Source organism: Hyphomonas oceanitis SCH89, from assembly GCF_000685295.1.
In the GTDB taxonomy this organism is placed as follows: Bacteria; Pseudomonadota; Alphaproteobacteria; order Caulobacterales; family Hyphomonadaceae; genus Hyphomonas; species Hyphomonas oceanitis.
The window spans coordinates 1-20,037 of the sequence record NZ_ARYL01000005.1 but is presented as its reverse complement, the minus strand read 5'-3'; the positions used below and the strand labels follow the sequence as shown (position 1 = coordinate 20,037).

Annotated in this window: 17 protein-coding genes; 13 read left to right on the top strand and 4 right to left on the bottom strand. The window is 56.2% G+C overall.

Annotated elements, in window-relative coordinates; translation table 11 throughout:
• Positions 1-2: 2 nt before the first annotated feature.
• Genes HOC_RS04820 through HOC_RS04805 form a run of 4 tightly spaced genes read left to right on the top strand, consistent with a single transcriptional unit; the run spans position 3 to position 7,160 of the window.
• Positions 3-1,568, top strand: a complete 1,566-nt coding sequence (locus HOC_RS04820) for an ATP-binding protein (RefSeq protein WP_241766900.1) — start codon at positions 3-5, stop codon at positions 1,566-1,568.
• A gap of 14 nt (positions 1,569-1,582) precedes the next feature.
• A complete protein-coding gene (locus HOC_RS04815; RefSeq protein WP_035536293.1) occupies positions 1,583-4,372 on the top strand; it encodes a Z1 domain-containing protein in 2,790 nt (929 codons plus the stop codon).
• Positions 4,369-5,328: a PD-(D/E)XK motif protein gene (locus HOC_RS04810; protein ID WP_035536292.1), complete on the top strand. Its 960-nt coding sequence runs from the start codon at positions 4,369-4,371 to the stop codon at positions 5,326-5,328. The genes HOC_RS04815 and HOC_RS04810 overlap by 4 nt, the downstream gene beginning before the upstream one ends.
• Positions 5,325-7,160 carry an AIPR family protein gene (locus tag HOC_RS04805; protein WP_051624535.1) on the top strand — a complete coding sequence of 612 codons (1,836 nt, stop codon included), beginning with the start codon at positions 5,325-5,327 and terminating at the stop codon, positions 7,158-7,160. Before HOC_RS04810 ends, HOC_RS04805 begins: the two co-directional genes overlap by 4 nt.
• Here the strand turns inward: HOC_RS04805 and HOC_RS04800 are convergent.
• Entirely contained in the window at positions 7,134-8,723 is a 1,590-nt protein-coding gene (locus tag HOC_RS04800) for a DNA cytosine methyltransferase (protein WP_084146136.1), read from the bottom strand. The two genes, HOC_RS04805 and HOC_RS04800, sit on opposite strands and share 27 nt — an antisense overlap.
• A 67-nt stretch (positions 8,724-8,790) precedes the next feature.
• Between HOC_RS04800 and HOC_RS04795 the strand changes: the two genes are divergently transcribed.
• The 3 genes from HOC_RS04795 to HOC_RS04785 all read left to right on the top strand — a co-directional run bounded on the left by HOC_RS04795 (position 8,791) and on the right by HOC_RS04785 (position 10,923).
• Positions 8,791-9,216 carry a very short patch repair endonuclease gene (locus HOC_RS04795; protein WP_084146135.1) on the top strand — a complete coding sequence of 142 codons (426 nt, stop codon included), beginning with the start codon at positions 8,791-8,793 and terminating at the stop codon, positions 9,214-9,216.
• 526 nt (positions 9,217-9,742) lie between these two features.
• Complete coding sequence (locus HOC_RS04790) at positions 9,743-10,294, top strand: antirestriction protein ArdA (RefSeq protein ID WP_051624534.1); 552 nt, start codon at positions 9,743-9,745, stop codon at positions 10,292-10,294.
• A gap of 305 nt (positions 10,295-10,599) precedes the next feature.
• Positions 10,600-10,923, top strand: a complete 324-nt coding sequence (locus tag HOC_RS04785; RefSeq protein ID WP_035536289.1) for a DUF736 domain-containing protein — start codon at positions 10,600-10,602, stop codon at positions 10,921-10,923.
• Between the two features lie 30 nt (positions 10,924-10,953).
• On the opposite strand, the gene HOC_RS04780 is transcribed toward HOC_RS04785, so the two are convergent.
• A complete protein-coding gene (locus HOC_RS04780) occupies positions 10,954-11,160 on the bottom strand; it encodes a hypothetical protein (RefSeq protein WP_035536287.1) in 207 nt (68 codons plus the stop codon).
• A 162-nt stretch (positions 11,161-11,322) separates the two neighbouring features.
• Between HOC_RS04780 and HOC_RS04775 the strand changes: the two genes are divergently transcribed.
• Genes HOC_RS04775 through HOC_RS04765 form a run of 3 tightly spaced genes read left to right on the top strand, consistent with a single transcriptional unit; the run spans position 11,323 to position 14,611 of the window.
• On the top strand, positions 11,323-12,504 hold the full coding sequence (locus HOC_RS04775) for a DUF262 domain-containing protein (protein ID WP_035536285.1): 1,182 nt from the start codon (positions 11,323-11,325) through the stop codon (positions 12,502-12,504).
• The gene (locus tag HOC_RS04770; RefSeq protein ID WP_035536284.1) at positions 12,501-13,613 is read left to right on the top strand and encodes a DUF3696 domain-containing protein; all 1,113 of its coding nucleotides are present in this window, start codon (positions 12,501-12,503) and stop codon (positions 13,611-13,613) included. The genes HOC_RS04775 and HOC_RS04770 overlap by 4 nt, the downstream gene beginning before the upstream one ends.
• A gap of 2 nt (positions 13,614-13,615) precedes the next feature.
• Complete coding sequence (locus HOC_RS04765; RefSeq protein ID WP_156950381.1) at positions 13,616-14,611, top strand: hypothetical protein; 996 nt, start codon at positions 13,616-13,618, stop codon at positions 14,609-14,611.
• 1,239 nt (positions 14,612-15,850) lie between these two features.
• Here HOC_RS04765 and HOC_RS22915 read toward each other — a convergent pair.
• Positions 15,851-16,087: a helix-turn-helix domain-containing protein gene (locus HOC_RS22915; protein ID WP_035536281.1), complete on the bottom strand. Its 237-nt coding sequence runs from the start codon at positions 16,085-16,087 to the stop codon at positions 15,851-15,853.
• Between the two features lie 177 nt (positions 16,088-16,264).
• Here HOC_RS22915 and HOC_RS04755 point away from each other — a divergent pair, with 177 nt between their 5' ends.
• From HOC_RS04755 to HOC_RS04745, 3 genes are all read left to right on the top strand, one after another.
• Entirely contained in the window at positions 16,265-16,654 is a 390-nt protein-coding gene (locus HOC_RS04755) for a hypothetical protein (protein ID WP_156950380.1), read from the top strand.
• 482 nt (positions 16,655-17,136) lie between these two features.
• A complete protein-coding gene (locus HOC_RS04750) occupies positions 17,137-18,336 on the top strand; it encodes a hypothetical protein (RefSeq protein WP_035536279.1) in 1,200 nt (399 codons plus the stop codon).
• A 251-nt stretch (positions 18,337-18,587) separates the two neighbouring features.
• Entirely contained in the window at positions 18,588-19,442 is an 855-nt protein-coding gene (locus HOC_RS04745) for a hypothetical protein (RefSeq protein ID WP_035536278.1), read from the top strand.
• Positions 19,443-19,723: 281 nt separating this feature from the next.
• Here the strand turns inward: HOC_RS04745 and HOC_RS22575 are convergent.
• A partial coding sequence (locus HOC_RS22575; protein WP_206741536.1) for a hypothetical protein occupies positions 19,724-20,037 on the bottom strand: 314 nt, incomplete at its 5' end.

Here is a 20,037-nt window from a genome sequence, read left to right as displayed (position 1 = left end):
CGGTGCATTCGCGATTCAAGGTTGAACCATTTTGCAAAGCAGATTTGGATGCAGCGAATTCAAATTCTTTTGAACTGGCGAACTCCATCAGACAGAGAAAACTTCCACCTCGTGCCGCCTCGCTGATCGAATCTCTCAGGGATCTCGGATATTCGCTCGAGACCGCGATTGCCGATATCATCGACAACAGTATCTCGGCCAACGCGACCAAGGTGGACATCTGGTGTGCTGTGGATGCGGAGCCACTTGCGCTGGCAGTTGTCGACGACGGCCACGGGATGACCGAAGACGAGCTGATCGCAGCGATGCGCCCGGGTTCGACGAGTCCGACAGAGGCACGTAGCGCCGGGGATCTTGGAAGGTTCGGCTTGGGCCTGAAGACCGCATCCTTTTCACAGGGTCGCCGACTTACAGTCGTATCCCGAAAGGGTGGAGCCACAAGCGCCGCGATATGGGACCTCGACGCGCTTGCCGAGCATGACGACTGGATCCTGTCCTTGCCCGAACCCGAGGACATCGAAAGCCTTCCATGGCTCGAAACGCTGGGTGATCACGGGACAATGGTTCTCCTCGAGAAGCTGGATCGCCTGGCCGAGGAAACAGAAGGCCAAGCGCGTTCGGATCTGCTCAGCGGCAAGCTTGTCGTTCTTCAACGACACCTGTCCTTGGTCTTTCATCGCTTCATCGAGGGGGACACGGTCGATCGGAGAAAGCTCAAGTTCCGCGTGAACGGGATTGTCGTGGAATCATTCGACCCGTTCTGCAGGGGGCAGACCGCCACGCAGGAACTGCCCGTTGAAAGGATGTCCATCGATGGTGAGACGATCGAGATCCGGCCCTACATCCTTCCTCATCACTCTAAACTGTCGCCACAAACCTGGCGGTACTACAAGGACCGGAGCGAATTTCTCTCGAACCAGGGAGCCTACGTCTACAGGAACGGGCGATTGATGGCTTGGGGCGACTGGTTCCGGATGATTCCGCGAGGTGAAGCGACGAAACTTGCACGCGTCCGGATCGACTTTCCATCAACACTCGATGCGCTTTGGACGATCGACATCAAGAAATCCCGAGCCCATCCGCCGCCTGCTGTCCGCGCGAGGTTCAAGAGAATCATCGAGCGAATCGCGGGACGGAGCGTGCGGGTGCACCAGGGACGAGGCGAGCGTATCCTTCAGCCAGGCGCCTCTCCCGTCTGGACCCGCACAGTGGGTCGCGACGGCATGATCTCCTATGCCCCCGATTTCGATCACCCGCTGTTGCGAGCAGCCATCGAAAGCGCAGGGCCCAACAGCGAGGCACCTGTACGAACAGCGCTGTTGGCGCTGGGCGCCGCCTTTCCCGTCGACGCCATCTATGCGGACTTCGCCGACGATCCGAAGCGTGTAACGCTGGCGCGTGACAACCCCGACGAGCTTCGCGAGACGATCGCCGGACTGAAATCGGTTCTCGATCCCGATGGTGATATGGAGCCGCGAGACTTCGCAAGACTTGTCCTGTCGACTGGACTCGCGGGCCGAAGTATCGAAGTGATCGATGCCGTCTCTCTTGAGTTGTATGCGACCTGACTTGGAGTTCGATCATGAACCATGATGCAGAAGCACAACAAGTGTTGAGAACGCTTGTCGGGCGGTTCGGAAGCCAGCTGGTGCCGCCGACGGTCGAGGAGCTCGAAGCAACAGCCAAGGGCCTTGCAGATCTTCTGGGGTTCACTGTGGACGTCGGGGCTATCGTCCTTCAGGCCAGAGAGCAGATTTCCCATCGCATGGGCGAGGGCGTTTCACTCATCGGGCCGGATGCCGCTCACGATCCGAACTGGCTGTCGCATCGTGCCATCGAGTGGAAGTATTCCGATTCCTACCTCGAATTCCTCCGCCAGGATGGATGGCCTCCGCGCGTCGCCGACTCACTCGGCATGGTGACGCGGCGACTTGTCGGTTACCTTCAGGATCCGGAGGTCGAGGGCAGCTGGGACAGGAGGGGACTGGTCATCGGTCACGTCCAGTCGGGCAAGACGGCGAACTATCTCGGCCTGGTCGCACGCGCTGCCGATGCTGGATACAAGTTCATCGTCGTGGTTGCGGGAATCCACAACAATCTGCGGCGCCAGACACAGGAGCGCGTGGACGAAGGCTTTGTCGGCGAAGTCAGTGACCCGACCCGAAAGGAGAAGTTGAAAGCGCAGACAGGAACCTCGAAGATCGGCGTGGGTCTGGTTGACCCCGATCACAAGCGCCCGGTCGCTCTGACGTCCACCGCAGACGATTTCAAGAAGGCCGTCGCCAATTCGCTACGCGGCGGCCTCGAAGACTGGAGCAAGCCGGTCATCGTCGTAATCAAGAAGAACCGATCGACACTCGTGGCGCTGAACAAGTGGCTCGAAGATTTCAATCGCATGCCCGGACAGAAGCAGATTGCCAACATTCCGATGCTGTTCATCGACGACGAGGCCGACAATGCTTCCATCAACACGAACAAGCCCGAGCTCAAACCGACAACCACGAACAGGCTCATCCGCAACCTGCTCGGACTGTTCAGGAAGAGCTGCTATGTCGGTTACACGGCCACGCCCTTCGCCAACATCTTCATAAACCCCGAAGCCTATGACGAGGAATCTCGGAAGGATCTGTTCCCCGAGCACTTCATTCACTGCCTTGATGCACCAAGCAACTATTTCGGCGCAGAGCGTCTGTTTCTGGAAGAGGAATCGAAAGCGCGGCATATCAGTGCCATCGAGGACTGCGAGACGATCATTCCCCTGAAGCATGCAAAGACGCACGAGTTCGCCGAATTGCCTCCATCGCTGAAGAAGTCGATCCGGTCCTTCCTTCTGGCTCGCGTCATCCGAACGGCACGTGGACAAGGTGCCAAGCACTGTTCGATGCTGATCAACATATCGCGGTTTGTCGATGTACAGAGCGAAGTCGATCGGCAAGTTACGGTCTATCTCGAGGAGTTGCGCAACGCGATTCTGGCAAGCGCAGGAATGCCCGCCGACATTGCCCTGAAGAACGCTCATCTCGCCGCAATCAGATCGACCTTCGAAACCGAAAAATACGATGATGCCGGAGTCGACTGGAAGTCTGTACAAGAGCTGCTCCCCGATGCCATTCGGTCGATCATCACGGCCGTGGTGAACAGCAAGTCGCCTGACGGACTGAACTATGCTGACTTCTCCGACCGGGGGGAAGCGCTGAACGTGATTGCGATCGGTGGCTTGAGCCTGTCTCGCGGGTTGACGATCGAAGGGCTCACGATCAGCTACATGTACCGCAACACCAAGATGTACGATACGCTTCTCCAGATGGGGCGATGGTTCGGGTATCGACCTGGCTACGAGGATCTGTGTCGCGTCTGGCTGGCGGCGGACTCGATCGGCTGGTACACGCATATTTCCGAAGCTTCCGAAGAGCTGCGGGATCGCATCAAGGAAATGAACCGGTCCAATGCAACGCCTCGCACGTTCGGACTGATGGTGGAATCGCATCCCGACAGCCTGACAGTCACCGCGATGAACAAGATGCGGGCTGCTGAAACGCGTACAGTTAGTGTCAGCTATGACGGCAAGCTTGTCGAGACCTATGTTCTTTCGAGCAAGACCGAGCCACACGAAGCGAATATCGAACTGTTCAGGAATCTGCATGACCGTCTTCTGGTCGAATATGCGGGGCAGAAGATCGAAGGCGGAGAGCGGCCTGCATCCCGGGTCTGGCGAGGCATTCCAGCGGATATCGTCAACGATTTTCTCGCAGACTTCCAAGTGCACCCCCTAAGTGCCGAGAGGGTGATGAGTGCCCGAAAGTATCTTTCCCTGATCAAGGACCGCTTCCCGGTCTGGGACATTGTATTTGTATCCTTGAAAAATGCGGACGGCGAAAGCCCTTCGACCTCGCTCGGCGATTTCCAGATGGTGCATCAGACACGTTCGGCAGGCACGAGCGAAGACCAGCTAAAGGAGATCGATGGCGGTCTTTTCGTGACGAATAACCAGCGTGTTGCCGGCACGGGCGATGAAAGTGCAGGTCTGTCCAGGATAGAAATGGAGGCGGCACTTCAGGTTGCCGCTTCCCGCAAGCGAAGCAAGTGGACCGACAGGGATACGCGCCATGTGAGTGTCAGGGGCGCGCCATTGCTGATGCTTCACCTGATCGATCTCGGGAATCCTCTGGAAAAGTCAGCCGAAAAGTCACTTCTTTCGGGGGCTCCGGCGATCGGGCTGAGTTTTCCGGCGACCGGCGACTTTTCGACGGTAGAATACGTTCTCAACCGCGTGATGGTGAACCAGCTGGAAAGCGAGCGCTTCGACTCGGCAGACGACGAGGACGACTACGATCGCGACGATGTAATGAACGACCCCGAGGATTTGACATGAGGGGTCTCTGGAGCCAGCTGCAGCCACCCAGCGCTGACTACATCTGGAAGCTGAGAACTTCTGTGTCACCGATCCGGACCTCAGTCGGCCGGCATGCGGACGGACATATCGCGTTCATGCTGGAGATGAAGTTCGACCATGCGGATCTGCTGATGCGGTTGCCCGAAATCCAGGGTCTGACTCTCGATCATCGCATGTTTGCCGGGGCCGGTTCGTACGGTTTGATCGTGGCCCTTCGTGAGGCGAAGGACGAGGAGCTCTTTGCTACCCTTTGCGAAGACCTCGCCGCCTGCATCGAAGACCTCACCGAGGAACGTCAGGCAGTCCTGTCCTTTCTATCACGGCTAGACCGATGGCAACGTTTCCTGGCGCGAGATGGTCGACGTCTGTTGTCGACAGATGGCATTCGCGGGCTTGTCGCCGAGCTCGAGATTCTTGGGCTTCTTATTTCGGACAACGGCCGATCGGCAGCCGACGCCCTGACGGGCTGGGTGGGGCCCTTGCGAGCTGCTCAGGACTTCAGGTTCGCGGACCAGTTGATAGAAGTGAAGTCGTGGGGCGGATCGGGCGGAGCAAAGGTCCGGATTTCCTCCGAGTTCCAGCTTCAGGTCGATGATGTTCCCGTGTTCCTCGCTGCTGTGCAGCTTGTAGAAGAGGGAGAGCCAAAGCTTGGACATTCACTCAACGAGGTGGTGACGGCGTTGAAATCGATCCTCCCCGCAGACGTCCTGGATCTGTTCGAGGACCGGCTTGGTGCCGCCGGCTACATCGAGCTTCCCTACTACGATGCGCCGAGGTTCAGGCTGGGCGCCATCGACTTCTTTGGCGTCACGGAAGAATTTCCGGTGCTGACGCCCCGGCAGCTGCCCACCGCTGTGTCTGGCGTCCAGTACACGCTAGACCTCGTTCAGCTGTCCGGTTTCAGAGTCGCAGAACTACCGGGACCAGCCCTATGACGGATACGACAATAGAAGACACGTTCGAGGAATTTCGTCAGGAAGTTCTCGCCTCCGCTATGGCGAACAAGGATTTCGAGAAGATCGAGTTCCTGAATGCTTTTGGCCGGGAGCTCGAGCAATGCGACGAGATCGAGGAACTGCAGACCTGTATTTCTCCGAATGTGCGTGGGGTCCAGATAGATGGTTTCGGGTTCAATTCGGACGACGGGCTGGATCTATTCATCGCCGACTTCAACCAGAGACCGGTCCTTGAGACGTTGACGCGGACTGAAGTCACGGCTTTCGTGAAGCGCCTGACAGCCTTCTTTTCGCGGTCCCTGTCGGGCGAACTTCATCGCTCACTGGAAGAGACTTCGGAAGTCTATGCTGTGTCACGGGCCATTCACGAGCGCGGACGCCAGTTCGGACGGGTCAGGCTCTACGTGCTTTCGGAACGCCAGTTGAGTGACCGGTTCGACACGATCGATCTGTCGATGCACGATGACGCGATTCCAGTCGCGCTTCATATCTGGGACATGAGCCGCCTTCACCGGCTCAGGACGTCTCGGAATCAGAAGGAAGCCATCGAAATCGACTTCGAGTCCTTCACCGCAGGCGCAATTCCCTGTCTGCCTGCGCATCTGGAAAGCGATATCTACAAGTCCTATCTGCTTGCGCTGCCAGGGTCGGTACTGGCGGATTTGTATGCGCGATACGGGGCGAGATTGCTCGAACAGAATGTCCGTGCCTTTCTCCAGGCGACCAACAAGGCCAACCGCGGTATTCGCGACACTATCCTCGGGGATCCGGGCATGTTCTTCGCCTACAACAACGGAATCACCGCGACCGCTTCCGCCCTGGATGTGGTTTCGGATGGTGGAACGAGCCGGGTCAGGACAATAAAGGACCTGCAGATCGTGAACGGTGGACAGACGACGGCGTCCTTGTTTCACGCCCGCAGGAAAGATCGTGCCGATCTTTCCAAGGTCTTCGTCCAGATGAAGTTGACTGTGATCGACGAGGCAAGATTCGAGGAAGTCGTGCCGAAAATTTCGCAATATGCGAATACCCAGAACACGGTCAACGCGGCAGACTTCTTCGCCAATCACCCTTTTCACATCCGAATGGAATCATTTTCGAGAAGACTCTGGGCTCCGGCGCCTGCCGGACAGCAGACGGAAACCAGATGGTACTACGAGCGCGTTCGAGGGCAATATGCTGAGGAACAGACGCGACTCGATGCACGGGGCAAACGCGTATTCCTGCAGCAGAATCCGAAGAGTCAGCTACTGCGCAAGACCGATCTCGCAAAGTACGACAATATCTGGGACGATGACCCGGTTCGCGTGAATCTCGGTGCCCAGAAGAACTTCGCCCGCTATGCTGTCCGCATCGGCGAGGAATGGAAGGAACACGCTGACCGGTTCGACGAGGACTATTTCCGGCAGGCCGTGATCAGGGCAATCATCTTCAAATCCAGTGAGCGTATTGTCTCTGCACAGTCCTGGTATGAGGGCGGCTACCGCGCAAACATCGTGAACTATGCAAATGCGCTTCTATCTCGTGCCCTTGATGCTGAGGTCCTGACGCTAGACACCGCTGCGCTGTGGCAGAAACAGCAGATTCCCGATTCGCTGACGGTGGTCCTTGCCAGCCTGTCGGAGACGGTCAATCGGAAACTGACGAGTTCGGGGCGTGGCCTATCCAACGTCAGCGAATGGGCAAAGAAGGCAGAGTGCTGGATATCCATTCTTGAACATCTGCCTCAGGCGCGCGAAAGCGTTCGCAAGTCTTCACAGGGCTGGTCGAAGCCTCTTGCGACGTCACGCCGCCTCGCTTCCGGCCTCTGAAACAAACAGGTCGCGCCCGCTTCGGCGAACGCTGTTGCCGCTAGCCAGGAGGCGCCAGACGACATCCGCTATGTTTCGGGCGAGGAACGGGGGGACAGCATTCCCGACCTGCACATATTGCTGAGTCCGGTTTCCGAGGAATACGTAATTGTCGGGAAACGTCTGGAGTCTTGCTGCCTCACGAACCGTCAGGCTTCTGCACTGAAGCGGATCCGGATGTATGAAATAGTGCCCGTCCTTGGATATATGGCTCGTGACTGTCGTGGAAGGCCGTGACCAGACCTGTACGCGAAACCTGTCGGAAAAGTCTCCGGAATTCCAGTTCTCGTGCTTCGGTGAAAGTGATTTCGGGAACTCGCCCGCTTTGGGGGAGCGCTTGTGAACCAGTGCGAAAACCGACGCAAAGAGATACCGACCGAGATCGGACCGTATGTGTGTTCTGGCCTCGTGGTTATAGGTGCGCCGGAGCTTGGGATCGAGTATCCATTGCGCCAGAGTGTCAGGACACCGGGACGAAACGCCCGGTACGCCCTGCTCGATCCGGTCGAGTGCGGCATTCCTGGTACGGAAGGCGTCAAGTCGGTCGGCGGCCTTGTCGTGGACCTTCGTGTCGGATTTCCGAGTCTCTCGCAGTATCGCTACATATGCGGCTTCGACAGCCGCGCGCCAGTTCTCGAGATTGTCGGTTTCCTTGCTTAGGCCCGACCTCAGGTGGGGAAGTCCCTTGAGAACATCCCGTGATATGGCGGGCATATGCTGTGCAAGCCCGACATCGGCGTTCGCTTCCCATAGATCGTTTCGGATGCCGATAATGATCACACGGTGTCTTGCTTGAGGCAGCCCCCACTCTTCGGCACGTACAAGGAAATCTCTCATCGAGAGTTCTTCGGACTCGTTGAAAAGGCTGTCTCTGGTCCCTAACGACACCAATCGATAGCCGACACCCTTCGAACCTGCATTACGAAGGTCATCGAGAATCTGCGAGGCAATCGTCTTGCCGTTGATATTAGACGATACGATACCCTTTACGTTCTCCATCACGAACAGAGCTGGATTCACGCGCTCGAGTATCCTGATGTACTCCCGATACAGGAAGTGTCGTTGGTCTTTTTCCGGCTTGTAGTCCTTGTTGCCGCTGTTCCGGGATCGGCCTGCCAAGGAGTATGCTTGGCATGGGGGTCCGCCGATGACGATACACCGGTCGGCTGCCTGCGCGACAATGGTATCAAGCCGCGCGTCGATGGCACGATCTGCCGCCTTCTTGCCGAGTTCGAGACACTGCGCTTCCTCAGTGGCACTCAACCATTCATCTGGATAGAGCGTCTGCCAATCTGGCTGACCGCTACCGCCGTTCAGCCAGGTGTAGTATTCGTCTGGAAAGCTACCCGAGAACTGGCGAAGAAAGGCCCTCAGCAGGAGCGTTTTGTGAGCAGCAGGATCCTTTTCGATAGACAGCGCGATGTTGAAACGACGCGTTCCATCTTCCGCACGTGCTGCGCAGAACCCTTCAGCGAGCCCTCCCGGTCCTGCAAACAGGTCGATGACATGATATGGGTCAGGCAAGTTTGGCGGTCTCCAGCGTTTTGGGGAGTCTATACAATTCGGCGCCTCGCGCCAGGGTGGAAATTCGTTGGTTGATGTAGTTTCTTCAATGGTCCGGTCCCGAATGATGGCCGGAATCGGGGGAAAGGACACGAGACCCGAACTCGACTTGCGAAAGGGACTCTTCGCCCGAGGACTGCGTTACCGGTTGCACGACAAGAAGCTGCCCGGCCGACCGGACATCGTGCTGCCGCGCTGGAATGCAGTCGTCTTTGTGCATGGCTGCTTCTGGCATCGCCATCCCGGCTGCAGATATGCTTCCACGCCATCGACGCGGGCCGAGTTCTGGATGGACAAATTTGCGAAGAATGTTGAGCGTGACGGGCGCAACATTGCTGCGTTGGAGGCGCTTGGCTGGAGGGTTCGAATTGTCTGGGAATGCGATATAAAGGCTGATATCGACGCAACAATCTTGAACGTTGAGCGATGGATACGCGACGAGCACTCCGCGTGATTTCGGTTTTGCGCGAACGCCCCTCTGGAGAGGGGGCTGTTCGGAGGCTTTGCTCACATCGCCTTGCTGCTGCCGGACTGTGCCCGGCACACCTTCGGCCGGCAGTCGAGCGAGGCACCGACCTTCCGTCCGGCGATCACGCACGCCTGCCTGATATGAGCACCGCCTCCGGCCCGGCTCGTCTCCGGTCACGCCGCGGTGCGGCGCGCTGCGGGGGCTCGCCGGCTAATCGCCGCGCCTGCGCTTCCTCGCTGCGGGGCAGAGGGGGTCGTAGGCGCGATGGGAACGCCGACAGGATCGTGTGAAGGCATCAGGGTGCGTTTCCGGAAAGCCGGTCCGGGGCGGACGGCGCGTATTCCAGCGCGCGGCCTAGCTGCAAGGGGGCGGGTTTGGAGGGCCGTCTGTTTCTGTGAGGCGTCCTACCTGTTCCCCCTTGCAGCCAGTCCTTGTGCGCGCTGGCTGACGCGTCTTCCGCCGCCCCATCCCGTCTTCCCGGGAAAAGCAACAGGGCGGGAAGGAGGAAGACATGGAGACCAGCACGACACCCGCACCGGCATTGCCTTGCCGGGCAGAACGCCCCCGGATCTATGTGGCATGCCTTGCTGCCTATAATGGCGGGCGACTGCATGGCCGATGGATCGATGCGACCGAGCCGGACGAGGTCTGGAAGGAGGTGCGCGCGATGCTCGCCGCCTCGCCGGAGCCCGATGCCGAAGAGCACGCGATTCACGACTATGAGGGGTTCGAGGGATGCACGATTTCGGAATGGGCGAGTTTCGACACGGTGTGCGCGCTGGCCGATTTCATAGAGCAGCAGGGACGCCTTGGGGCCGGGCTCTATGGCCATTTCGGGAACAGCCTGGACGAGGCCCGCGCCGCGTTCGACAATCATGCGGGCGAATACCGCTCCCTTGCAGACTTTGCCGAAGAGATCACGCGTGAGACCGGTCCGGAGATTCCGGACGCGCTGCAATACTATGTCGATTGGGAGTCGATGGGCCGCGACTTGGAACTGAATGGCGATGTGTTCACCGTCACGCTTGGCTTCGATGAAGTGCACGTGTTCTGGAATCGGTGACGGGGATTGCCTTGGGTTGCCTTGCGTTCCCTTTCGTCGGGCGGCCTTTTGGCCCGTCCTGTCCCTGTCTCTTGCCTTTTGACCTGGACGGCGCAGCCCGGCCCTGAAACCGGCCGTCCCCACGAATGTCCTCTGCGCGTTCCGCGCATTCATCGCGATCCAAATGCGCTTGTGCCTTGCCGGTGCGCCGCTTCGCTCTGCCCCTTTCGGGTTCAGGGCCGCTCCGCGCCGTCCTTCTGGTCAGGCGTCGACAGGGACAATCGGGTCCCGTTCGGCAGCCACGCAAACGAAAAGGAAAACATCCCATGGCAAACGCACTCGGCTACGTCAGCGAAACCAGAACCGGCTTCGAAGGCGCCCTCGCGATGATGAACCTAACCGCGCCCATCCGGATCGAGAAGAACGCGGACAAGACAGTCGATACCCAGCCCGACTATCGCATCTTCGCAGGCGAGATTCAGACCGAGATCGGCGGCGGGTGGATCGTCAAGGCAAAATCCAGCGGCAAGGACTATGTATCGCTGACGCTCGCCGATCCGAATATCGGGCCGCGCAAGGTCTATGCGAACCTGGCGCCTGTGAAGGGCAAGAAGGGGCGCTACGTGCTCCTCTGGAACCCCAGGGACTGATCGCACTGGTGACGGCTCCCAGAGGAGCCGTCACCTCGCATTCGTGTTTCGGACAACGTGCTCGCTCCACCAGTTCATCATCTCGACGCTCTCGCTCCAGTACTTCGCGCGGTTGTAGATGGACCTGGCGCTCTTTGTATCCACATGCGCAAGTTCAGCCTCGATGGCGTCGGGATTCCAGAGACCGCTTTCATTGAGAAAGGTCGAAGCGCTGGCGCGAAAGCCGTGCGGCGTCATCTCGTCTCCGGCAAACCCGAGACGCTGCAGGGCGAGGCTCTTTCATTGCAAACAAGTGATCGGTTGATATTGGTAGCGAACTGTTTCATCTAGCGGAAGAGCCACGCGCGATTCCGACACGCAGCAAGTAGTGATCTTAGGTCCGAAAACGGAAGCGGCACGATGAACGAAGATGTTGTTAGGAATATGTCCCCCGAAGAAGACATCGACGGCCTCGACAACAGCGAAGACCTCAGCAGTCATACCGGCGGGATCAAGCCGTGGGATCCTGGAAAGATTCGGATAACTACCAAATCTTTTACGCTACGCGAAGTCGTCGATCAGATCTCGGATGGCGATATCGATCTCTCACCGGACTTTCAGCGCGCTTATGTTTGGAAGGCTCGGCAACGAACGCGTCTGGTTGAGTCTATCCTACTCGGAATTCCTTTGCCGGCATTCTATTTCGATCAGTCAGAGAGCGGCGCCTATCAGGTAGTCGACGGAGTGCAGCGTCTTTCAACAATTGCACTTTTCATGGGCGACAAGCACCCTCTGTCGAGTGATGATCTGGAATATCTCTCGGATCTGCACAATTTGACATATAGCCAGCTGGATCCGTCAGCGGTCAGGCGATTCCGGAGCACACAGATCGTTGTGCACATCATCGAGCCGCAAACACCTGACGAAGTGAAATACGATATCTTCAATCGCGTTAACACTCTTGGCAGCCCGCTCTCGCCGCAGGAGATCCGGCATGCAATGAGCGGGCAACGTTCCCGGACTTTCATCGCCCGTCTGGCCGAAGCTGAAGTGTTTGATGCCGCTACAGAGCGCCAGTACTGGAGAAGGTTGTCTAACGGTGATGTTGAGCGAGACTCGGCGCGCATGGCAAATCGTGAATTGGTGCTTCGATTCTGCGCATTCCGGACCTGTTCGATGGAAGAGTACCGTGAATTTCGAAGTCTTGACGCCTTTCTGATGAACTTCACCAAAAGAATTGATCGGACCGCGAAACAGTCGTCAATTTCAGACGAAGTGCTCTCCACGCTAGAGGCAGATTTCCATCGAGCGATGGAAGCGGCGCATGGCATTCTCGGTACGGCTGCGTTTAGGCGCTGGCCAATTGGGGCTGAACGTCGCGGCCCGATCAACCGCGCCGTTTTCGAGGCGCAAGCTAATGCGCTGGCTGATCACAGTTTGGATAAAATGTTGCCTCACAGCGATGCGATCGTAAGCGCGTTTCGAAATGCCTTCTTGGAGCCTGATTACCTGAAGGCGGTTACCGTCGGCACGGGCGACACAAACAAGGTTTCCTATCGGCTTGAGCGCACTCGGGCCATCTTGGCGGATATCCTGAAGTGATCGTCTCGGCAAATATAAAGGGCTTTAAACGCTTCGCGGATGAGCATTTCGATCTGGCTCCGCTCACGGTGCTCACAGGCTTGAACGGATCCGGCAAAACGTCGCTGCTGCAGGCTGTTTTGCTCGTTGCTGAAGCCTCTACAGCGAAGTCAGCTTCTCTCCGACTGAACGGACCGTTTGGGCTTGAGCTTGGAACTGCGGAAGATGTGCTGAACTGGCAGAGTACCAGTCCGATCGAAATATCCTTTTGTGAGCATGGGACAGAAGCTTCGAAATGGCAATTTGCAGTTCCATACGAAGAGGCTTTCTACTTAGATATTAGTGAGCATCCGGCTTGCTCTCTCAAACCGTTCTCAGGCGCGCCTCGCGCATTTACATATCTGAGCGCCGAGCGACTTGGGCCGAGAGGGTTTACTGCCACATCGCCCGTTCCAGAAGCGGAACTCGTTGTGGGCGCGCGTGGAGAGTATTGCGCGCACGTACTGAGCGTCTTGGGTGATCGCCCTATCGACAATGTCGATCGGGCGCATCCGCTGAATCAAGATGCCTCTCCCCGGCTGCTCAAGTACGAAGTGGAGCAATGGCTCAGCGAGATAGCCCGCCCCATCGAAGTCACTGGCGAGCGTGCCGTTGGTGCGACGGTCGCCGAATTGAAATTTAGGACACCAGGTTCCACTTGGGTGCGCTCGACGAATATGGGTTTCGGTATCACTTATGCGCTTCCAATCGTACTTGCAGGCCTAATCGCCGAAACAGGGGGGCTTATGCTAGTTGAGAATCCCGAAGCTCACCTGCATCCTGCCGGCCAATCCAGAATGGGCGTGTTTCTTGCTTGGCTCGCAGGACGTGGTGTCCAAATCGTGGTCGAGACGCATTCGGACCACGTCGTCAACGGCATCCGCAGGGCCATAGCGGAACACTGTTATCTGCCTTCCGACTCTGCTTTACTGCACTGGTTCGGCGGCGAGACGGAGGCAGCAGGGCAGGCAGTCTCCGATACGCTATCCGTCAGTGACACTGGCAGTGTGTCAGACTGGCCCAAAGGTTTCTTTGATCAGTACCAGATTGATGTTTCGTCACTCGGCCGGATCCGACGGAGAAAGCGTTAAGCGTGATGTTCGTGATCAATGGTGCCGACTGGGATTTTGCAACCTTAACCGCAGATCAGATCGAAAAACTATTGGATCAAGCTCTAAGCTTTGTCGATGTGTCTCGCTCCCGCGGGGAGGACGTAGTGATCGGCGACGACTTTCAGACGCGTGCGATGCATGGCACGCTCAGCATTTGGGATCTATTTGGGAGTCAATCTCCCGTGCACTTGCGCCGTGAACTATTGCAAGAACTCACAGCGTGGCTTGCAACGGCGCGCCGCTATGCAGATGCACCTGATTGGCCGGATGGAATTGACGATTCTATGATCTCCATAGGCGGCGTACCTGGTTTAGATAATCCGGACGTGACTTGGGCGCACTGCTGTATGCTGGCAGGCCAGTCTGCAGCGTGCTTCACTTTTGGGGAAAGCGTGGTTGCGGAGACAAAAACCGGGTTCGGGACCACCCGCGTGCACTTTGTTGCCGATGAAACGAACAGGACACGATTTTGGCGGGAAATGATCGTATTTCACGGCGATAGTTTGGAGAGCCTGATTAGGCACGCGTCTCATGCTTATCCCCGATTATATTTCGTGGAGGGCACCCTTCAACATGCTGGCCAACTTGGAGGAGGGTACATTGCATCCAAGAGTAGTGTGCAGAGGGCGCTTTCGACATTAGACGACTGGGGGGAGTGGGCCTTCACTTGGCCGCCGCCCTCATTAAGACCGAATGAGGGGGAGCCGCTGAACGCCAACGAGCGACCAAATAACCAAGTGGTTCGTGATAGGTTTACTGGATTTGGTATAGACGCCGCTCCCGAAAATCCAAACGTGCGGAATCATTTGGCGAGCCGCCAAGCCCGAGAGGCGTTCGTGGGTACTCGCCGATTGTACTGCGAATGGCACGTGAAACTCGAACCGCATCGCAACCGAATTCACTTCCATCCACCCGTGCTGGAGAGTGACCAGAAAGTCGTGATTGGCATGATACATGAACACTTGCCGCTTCCATGACGGACTAGGATTTTTGCGTTGAGGTATGACGGGAAGCGGGAATTCAAGCTGTCTACTTTAGCAATTCTCAAAAAATCATATTCTTGCGATGACCGATTGAATCCGACGCCGGATATGCGCTTACACTCCATACTCACTTAATGGCGGTTCCTGACGAGTCTGCGCCGCATGCCAGATTGCAAAAGAAGGTCTGGAAGTCGGTCGATCGTAGATGTTGGCTCGCTTCTGATCCCCTCCGACCGTTGCACTTCCTGCGGGTGTAAGGGATGCATTATCGTGGAAACCGAACTGTGTGAAAATGAAGCGCTCCACGGGAGGAAAATGAGCTTGGAAGGTGACAGACATTCAGTCGGTTGCGGTGTGATCGTGGAAGCGGAGTGCAGATTCTGAGACAGGGCTTTCGGGCTCGTCCACAGGTTACAGTGCACGGCGAATGGGTTTCCACTTGATCGGTGCCTGCAGATATTAGGCCGGCTTTTTGCCTGCGCGGTGGCGAACGACGAGACCGCCTTCTGCGGGGGCTCACTTGAAGGGATATTCTTCCGGCGTTGAGGTGAACGTCGTTTTCGGTTTTGGCTTTGCGCGCAAAAGGTGAACTCCTGATGCTTCTCTGTCAGAGCACTAAATACTGCACATCCAGAAGAAGCGTTCAGGACAGAGAGGAAGCAGAAGTCTGGGTCTAGGTTGGCCTGTTCTCAAGGGCCGGAGATGGTGTTCAGCACTATTTTCGGACCGCTGCCTTCAGAGAGCAGACTCCTCAAAAGGAAGAGATGTTTTCCCAAATCGAACGCTGAAACGATCACTCTTTCCCTTCCGACGCCCCTCAAAAGAGAAGTTGAAAGAAGGAGAGTGGATGTCACACCCCAGGCATCTAAGCGATGCGTGTAAGGACGAAACATCAAGTCCGAAATGGCAATGATTTCAGAGGACAAGAGCCTCTGATTTGCCGGTCGAGCGCATATCGCGCTTTCGGGTCTTTCGACCCATAGGAGACTCTATTTCGGGATGGTTGTCAGATCAAGTCATTGGTTCCAATTCACACGGATCGTTTAGATGCCTGGGGTGAGACACCCACGTCCCTTCACATCTAACCTAGACACGCGACCCCCACCGCAGACTTGGTGGACCCGTCAAAGCCATCAAAGGATGTGTTTAAAACGTCGAGGGCTTTCTCAGAACGTGCAATACAGAGCCGTCATCGCCTTCAATCGGACGCGTAGTTCTGGTGACCAATTTTCCCTACCGTTTCATTCTTACGCCAGCGCCGCCTTTGTTGTCCTCTGGTGTGAAGAGGACGCCGCCATTTTCGAACGCCCTCCGGATCGCCTCACGGATTGGACTAGTGCTGCGGTCAGGTCCGCGATCACTTTCAATCCGCCTTATTGTAGCTAGCGACACGCCGCTCTCATCTGCCAATTCTTGCTGGCTCCAATCCAAAAGTGCCCGCGCAGCGCGGATCTGACCCGGTGTAAGCATTATTTTCACTCATATGCGCTATTTTGTTGCACCTACCGTGGTGCATGTGATACATTACCGCTCAATACATACTCAAAGGTCTGAACAATGTATCGACGCCCTGATGGAATGGCGAAAGAAAGTGCTGGCAAAGAAGGGCCTACGCGTAGGTCGGTCCTTGGAGCGAGCGCAGTACCATTGTTCGTCGATTTTGGTGCAGATCAAGTTGCCCTCGCGTGTGAGGCTTGGCTCGCTGACCATTCTGAGCGAGAGCGCTTGATCATGCGTTGGCAGCAGATCGAGACACAACTATTCAAGGCTCGCAATTGGACAAAGCTTTCTTACGAAGAGGGTAATCAGCTCGCCGAGAAACAAGAGATGGACAAACTCGACGAACGTATCGATGCGCTTGGCGACAGGAACAGAGAATTACTGGCGACTCTTCCAACGATGGTAGCAATTTCATCACGAGGCATCTATCGTAAGCTCACGGTCGCCACGACCCAAGTCTGTCCCAGTGAGAATGAGGAGGCCTATCTCCTTATCGCCAGTATCTTGCGCGACTACCGCGCGCTGCACGGCAGTTGACGCGAGTTCTGAAGCGAGCGTCTGACCTTCATTTCCAAGTGTTTGGCTCTTCAAGTTTCGCGCTTCTGACCTGGGCCCTTTGGTTCCTTCATTCATTTCGAGAGTCTGACCCTTTCTGGACTAAGACCCATCATGGCTCACGCGCCATGCTCAATGACTAGAAGAAAAGTGAATCAGAATTCGGCCCGATTGGCACCGACTTTTTCAACACAATCGCGCAAAAGACATTGGAGATTGTGCATTGACCGACCGGAGTTGGCCCTTACCCGCCGGTCGTAATTGTCGAGGCGAATATCGGTCATGGAGAAACTGGGATGTTCACGGCCCGTGAACCGGTCTCGGGATTGCAGTTCTCAAGTCGCTTGTTTTCCGTAATAATTAGCGGTCACTGACCCTGGTTAGAAATATTGAGGACTTAGTCTCGAATATTTTACGATCCGGTCGCATTTTTGTGCGCACAAAACCTATCGGGGAGAACTTTGATGCAAGCTGTGGTGAGAGCGGCAACGATAGGGCTGTTAGCCGCGTTGATGTGCGGCCAGGCTTATGCGTGTAGGTTCGATCAATCAGGGCCAATGCCTGTTTGTCGTACGCCGGTAACAGCGCCGCAAGAGCGGCTGGTTATCATCAAAGCGTTGGGCCGGGCTCAACACACAAATATCGTTGTCATGCCCGATGATGCGCCAGGCCCTAATGAAAGCAGGCCATATAAAGTCGACCGACCTGTCCATTTCGGGCTCTTCAAGGTTCATATAGAGGACGTAGGGGAGCCCATCACTTTGGTGCTTTCCAATGATGAACCGCTCATCTTTCAAATAGAAGGCCGAATTGACCTTGTGCAACGTGTCATTGTCCTGGGAGCAACCAGCGGAGGGAGAGAATCGGTTGGCGTTACAGGAATGCCGCCATCGAGGATAGAGTATGCCCCTGTCATTGGATTCGATGAGTCTAGATATACGAGCTGTAGCAAGCCACCCGATGCCTGTGTCCCGTGGCAGTTTTTCGGTGAACAACCGTCTTCTAAACCTGACGAGGTTGTTGCGAGCGGAGCTTACTCCTTCCTTGACAAAAATCCCTACACACATCGAAATCCAGTCGCATTGGATGCTTCTGACGCATATCAATACCTTGGCACTAGAATTCAGCTCAGGGACGGTCAGCTTGCAGCCGAGCGGATCACTTCTGATAAAGTGTTCTCAAAGTTATCTGCCGATGAATATGCCAGCTTGTCACCTGAGAACTCCTATTTCTTGGGCACCAACAGGGAGCTTGCGGAGCTAAACCCCGATACGATTGAGTCTACTTTGCGTCTGACCAAGGCGCCCGTGTTACAGGGCTGGTTTGGATTGAGACAATTGCAGGCAGAGGGCAAGCTTTTGCTGCCAGATGACAACCTTTTTGGGGCCATCTACGACCGCTATGTCAACACCTCGCCCGAATGGTCGACTGGGCACGAGCCGCCCGTGATGGCAATCCTCACCCAAAGCAACACCATGCTTCCAATCGGAGATCTGGATAGTCTGCGAGATACAGTTTTCAGGAAATTTCCTATTCTGGTTCCCGAAGGGGTAGAATTGTCAGATGTGCGGGGGTCATCTGACATCTGCTACTTGTTTCAAATCCCGCGCGATCACCGCTTGGCTTGCAATCCAGATGAGTTGTTTCCGCGTCAGCGCCGATAGTTCCAGACCATGTTTGATTTTGTAGATGACTAATTCACAGATAGTGCGGATCATCCCGGCGACCCAAACCCGGTCTTAAGCGGCCTTTCACGCAAACGGTCTATGCGGTCGTTTCTGGCGAGTGCCTGCCGCACGTCCAGGCCACAGCGATCTGGCGTTCTTGGCCCAAAGGCGACATTGCCATTGCGGGCGCGTTCTGCTTTTTTTCATTCCGGTGCTATCGGCTGAGACTGTGTGCGGAGAGAGAGCATATGAAAAACCCTGTTCCCATTGACGGAAGCGTATTCAGTTTCAGGACACGGCCGTTTTCTGAATTCGCCCCCCCCGCCACAGATCGATTTGCCGCGTTCAAGGTACTTGCGTCCAATCACCAGTTCGTCGTTGTGGCGGTACAAGGTGGAATATGGAATGCGGCGCCCACACTGAGTGATGTTTCAGTATGCGGAATTTTGCACGTGCGCCGATTTCTGGACACTGGCAGGCCGGCAGTTTGGGGCATCAACATCGAAGAATGGAAGCTTTCCGAGATCGACGAACCGGTATTGCTTGGCGCGCTTGAGGTATCTGCAGACGAAATCGGGCTGGCAGAGAAGATTTTCAATTTTCTGCCGGGCTCTGTCATCTCCTCGATGGATGGCGCAAGCATGGCTCCGGAAGGAGAATGGCGCTGGGTGAATGATCGCGGTGCGTTGGAGGCTGAACGGGAGCAAGTGCGCGCACGAGCAGCCGCGCAACGTGCGGCGCAAGAGACGCGAATGAAGAACAGGCTTCGCGGCCTCACCTGGGAAAAGTTACGAAGCGAGACGCCATTCGAGAGATGGACCACGTCGCCGCCATACCCCTCCGAGCAATTTACGCGCGAGGCACGCATGGCGATCCACCGCGCGTGCGAGACTCTTCAAGAGCTGGGCCCAAAACCGAAAAAGACAGATGTCCGCAAGGTATTGCGTACACTTGTCGAATGGTTCAACCGCGCTGATGACGAGGCAGGCGGCGTAATTGAAACCGAGGAGCGCGAAGATATTTGCGCGGCCCTTGAAGAGATCGCATTTGTGGCGCGGCAAGAATCTCTCGCGAATGAAATCGACGAATGGCGTACATGGTAGGAATGGCTAGAAATGGCGAATTCCCGCCGGACGACGAAGTGGCGTCGATCGGCTGCGATGGGCGCAAAACCAGTCATAAGAAATTGAGGTCAAGTGGCCGTCATTGGCCCTTACTCCCTCTTCGTATTGTTATTCTGGAACGACCGGATTGAAGAAAGACGGTCGCGGCTAGTGTCCAAATGTCTGCCCTCCCACCACTTCCGTTTGGGCTCTGCATTCGCGACAATGAACAAGCACGATGGACTGCTACCTTCGGAAGTTAAGCGCTAGATCTTTCAGTCTTAATCTGATCCTACTAACTCGAAATCCGGCTTACAGTCAGGCGGATACACCCACACCGGCTTACGTCCTTCGTGCAAATTCTCGAAACGCCTAAGTTCGAGCTTAGGTATTTTAACCTTTGCGAGAAGTTCCTGAAGGAACAAATTATAGTCGGCATGCTTCTTCGCGTTGATCCCGACAAGAATCACTGGGCGTAATTGTGGGTCGCGATCGGTCTTAGATTCTCGTGCAGACCCTCGATACATACCAATATCCAATCCAACCGCTTGCGTATGAGTGCGATTGTAACCGTCCGGTCTTCCCGCCCTTGTGG

Bases quoted from the DNA above. Each gene is read 5' to 3' on its own strand.
- HOC_RS04745 (WP_035536278.1), top strand. From the start codon at position 18,588: ATGAAAAACCCTGTTCCCATTGACGGAAGCGTATTCAGTTTCAGGACA.
- HOC_RS04785 (WP_035536289.1), top strand. From the start codon at position 10,600: ATGGCAAACGCACTCGGCTACGTCAGCGAAACCAGAACCGGCTTCGAA.
- HOC_RS04815 (WP_035536293.1), top strand. From the start codon at position 1,583: ATGAACCATGATGCAGAAGCACAACAAGTGTTGAGAACGCTTGTCGGG.
- HOC_RS04780 (WP_035536287.1), bottom strand. From the start codon at position 11,160: ATGACGCCGCACGGCTTTCGCGCCAGCGCTTCGACCTTTCTCAATGAA.
- HOC_RS04775 (WP_035536285.1), top strand. From the start codon at position 11,323: ATGAACGAAGATGTTGTTAGGAATATGTCCCCCGAAGAAGACATCGAC.
- HOC_RS04750 (WP_035536279.1), top strand. From the start codon at position 17,137: ATGCAAGCTGTGGTGAGAGCGGCAACGATAGGGCTGTTAGCCGCGTTG.
- HOC_RS04810 (WP_035536292.1), top strand. From the start codon at position 4,369: ATGAGGGGTCTCTGGAGCCAGCTGCAGCCACCCAGCGCTGACTACATC.
- HOC_RS04790 (WP_051624534.1), top strand. From the start codon at position 9,743: ATGGAGACCAGCACGACACCCGCACCGGCATTGCCTTGCCGGGCAGAA.
- HOC_RS22915 (WP_035536281.1), bottom strand. From the start codon at position 16,087: ATGCTTACACCGGGTCAGATCCGCGCTGCGCGGGCACTTTTGGATTGG.
- HOC_RS04805 (WP_051624535.1), top strand. From the start codon at position 5,325: ATGACGGATACGACAATAGAAGACACGTTCGAGGAATTTCGTCAGGAA.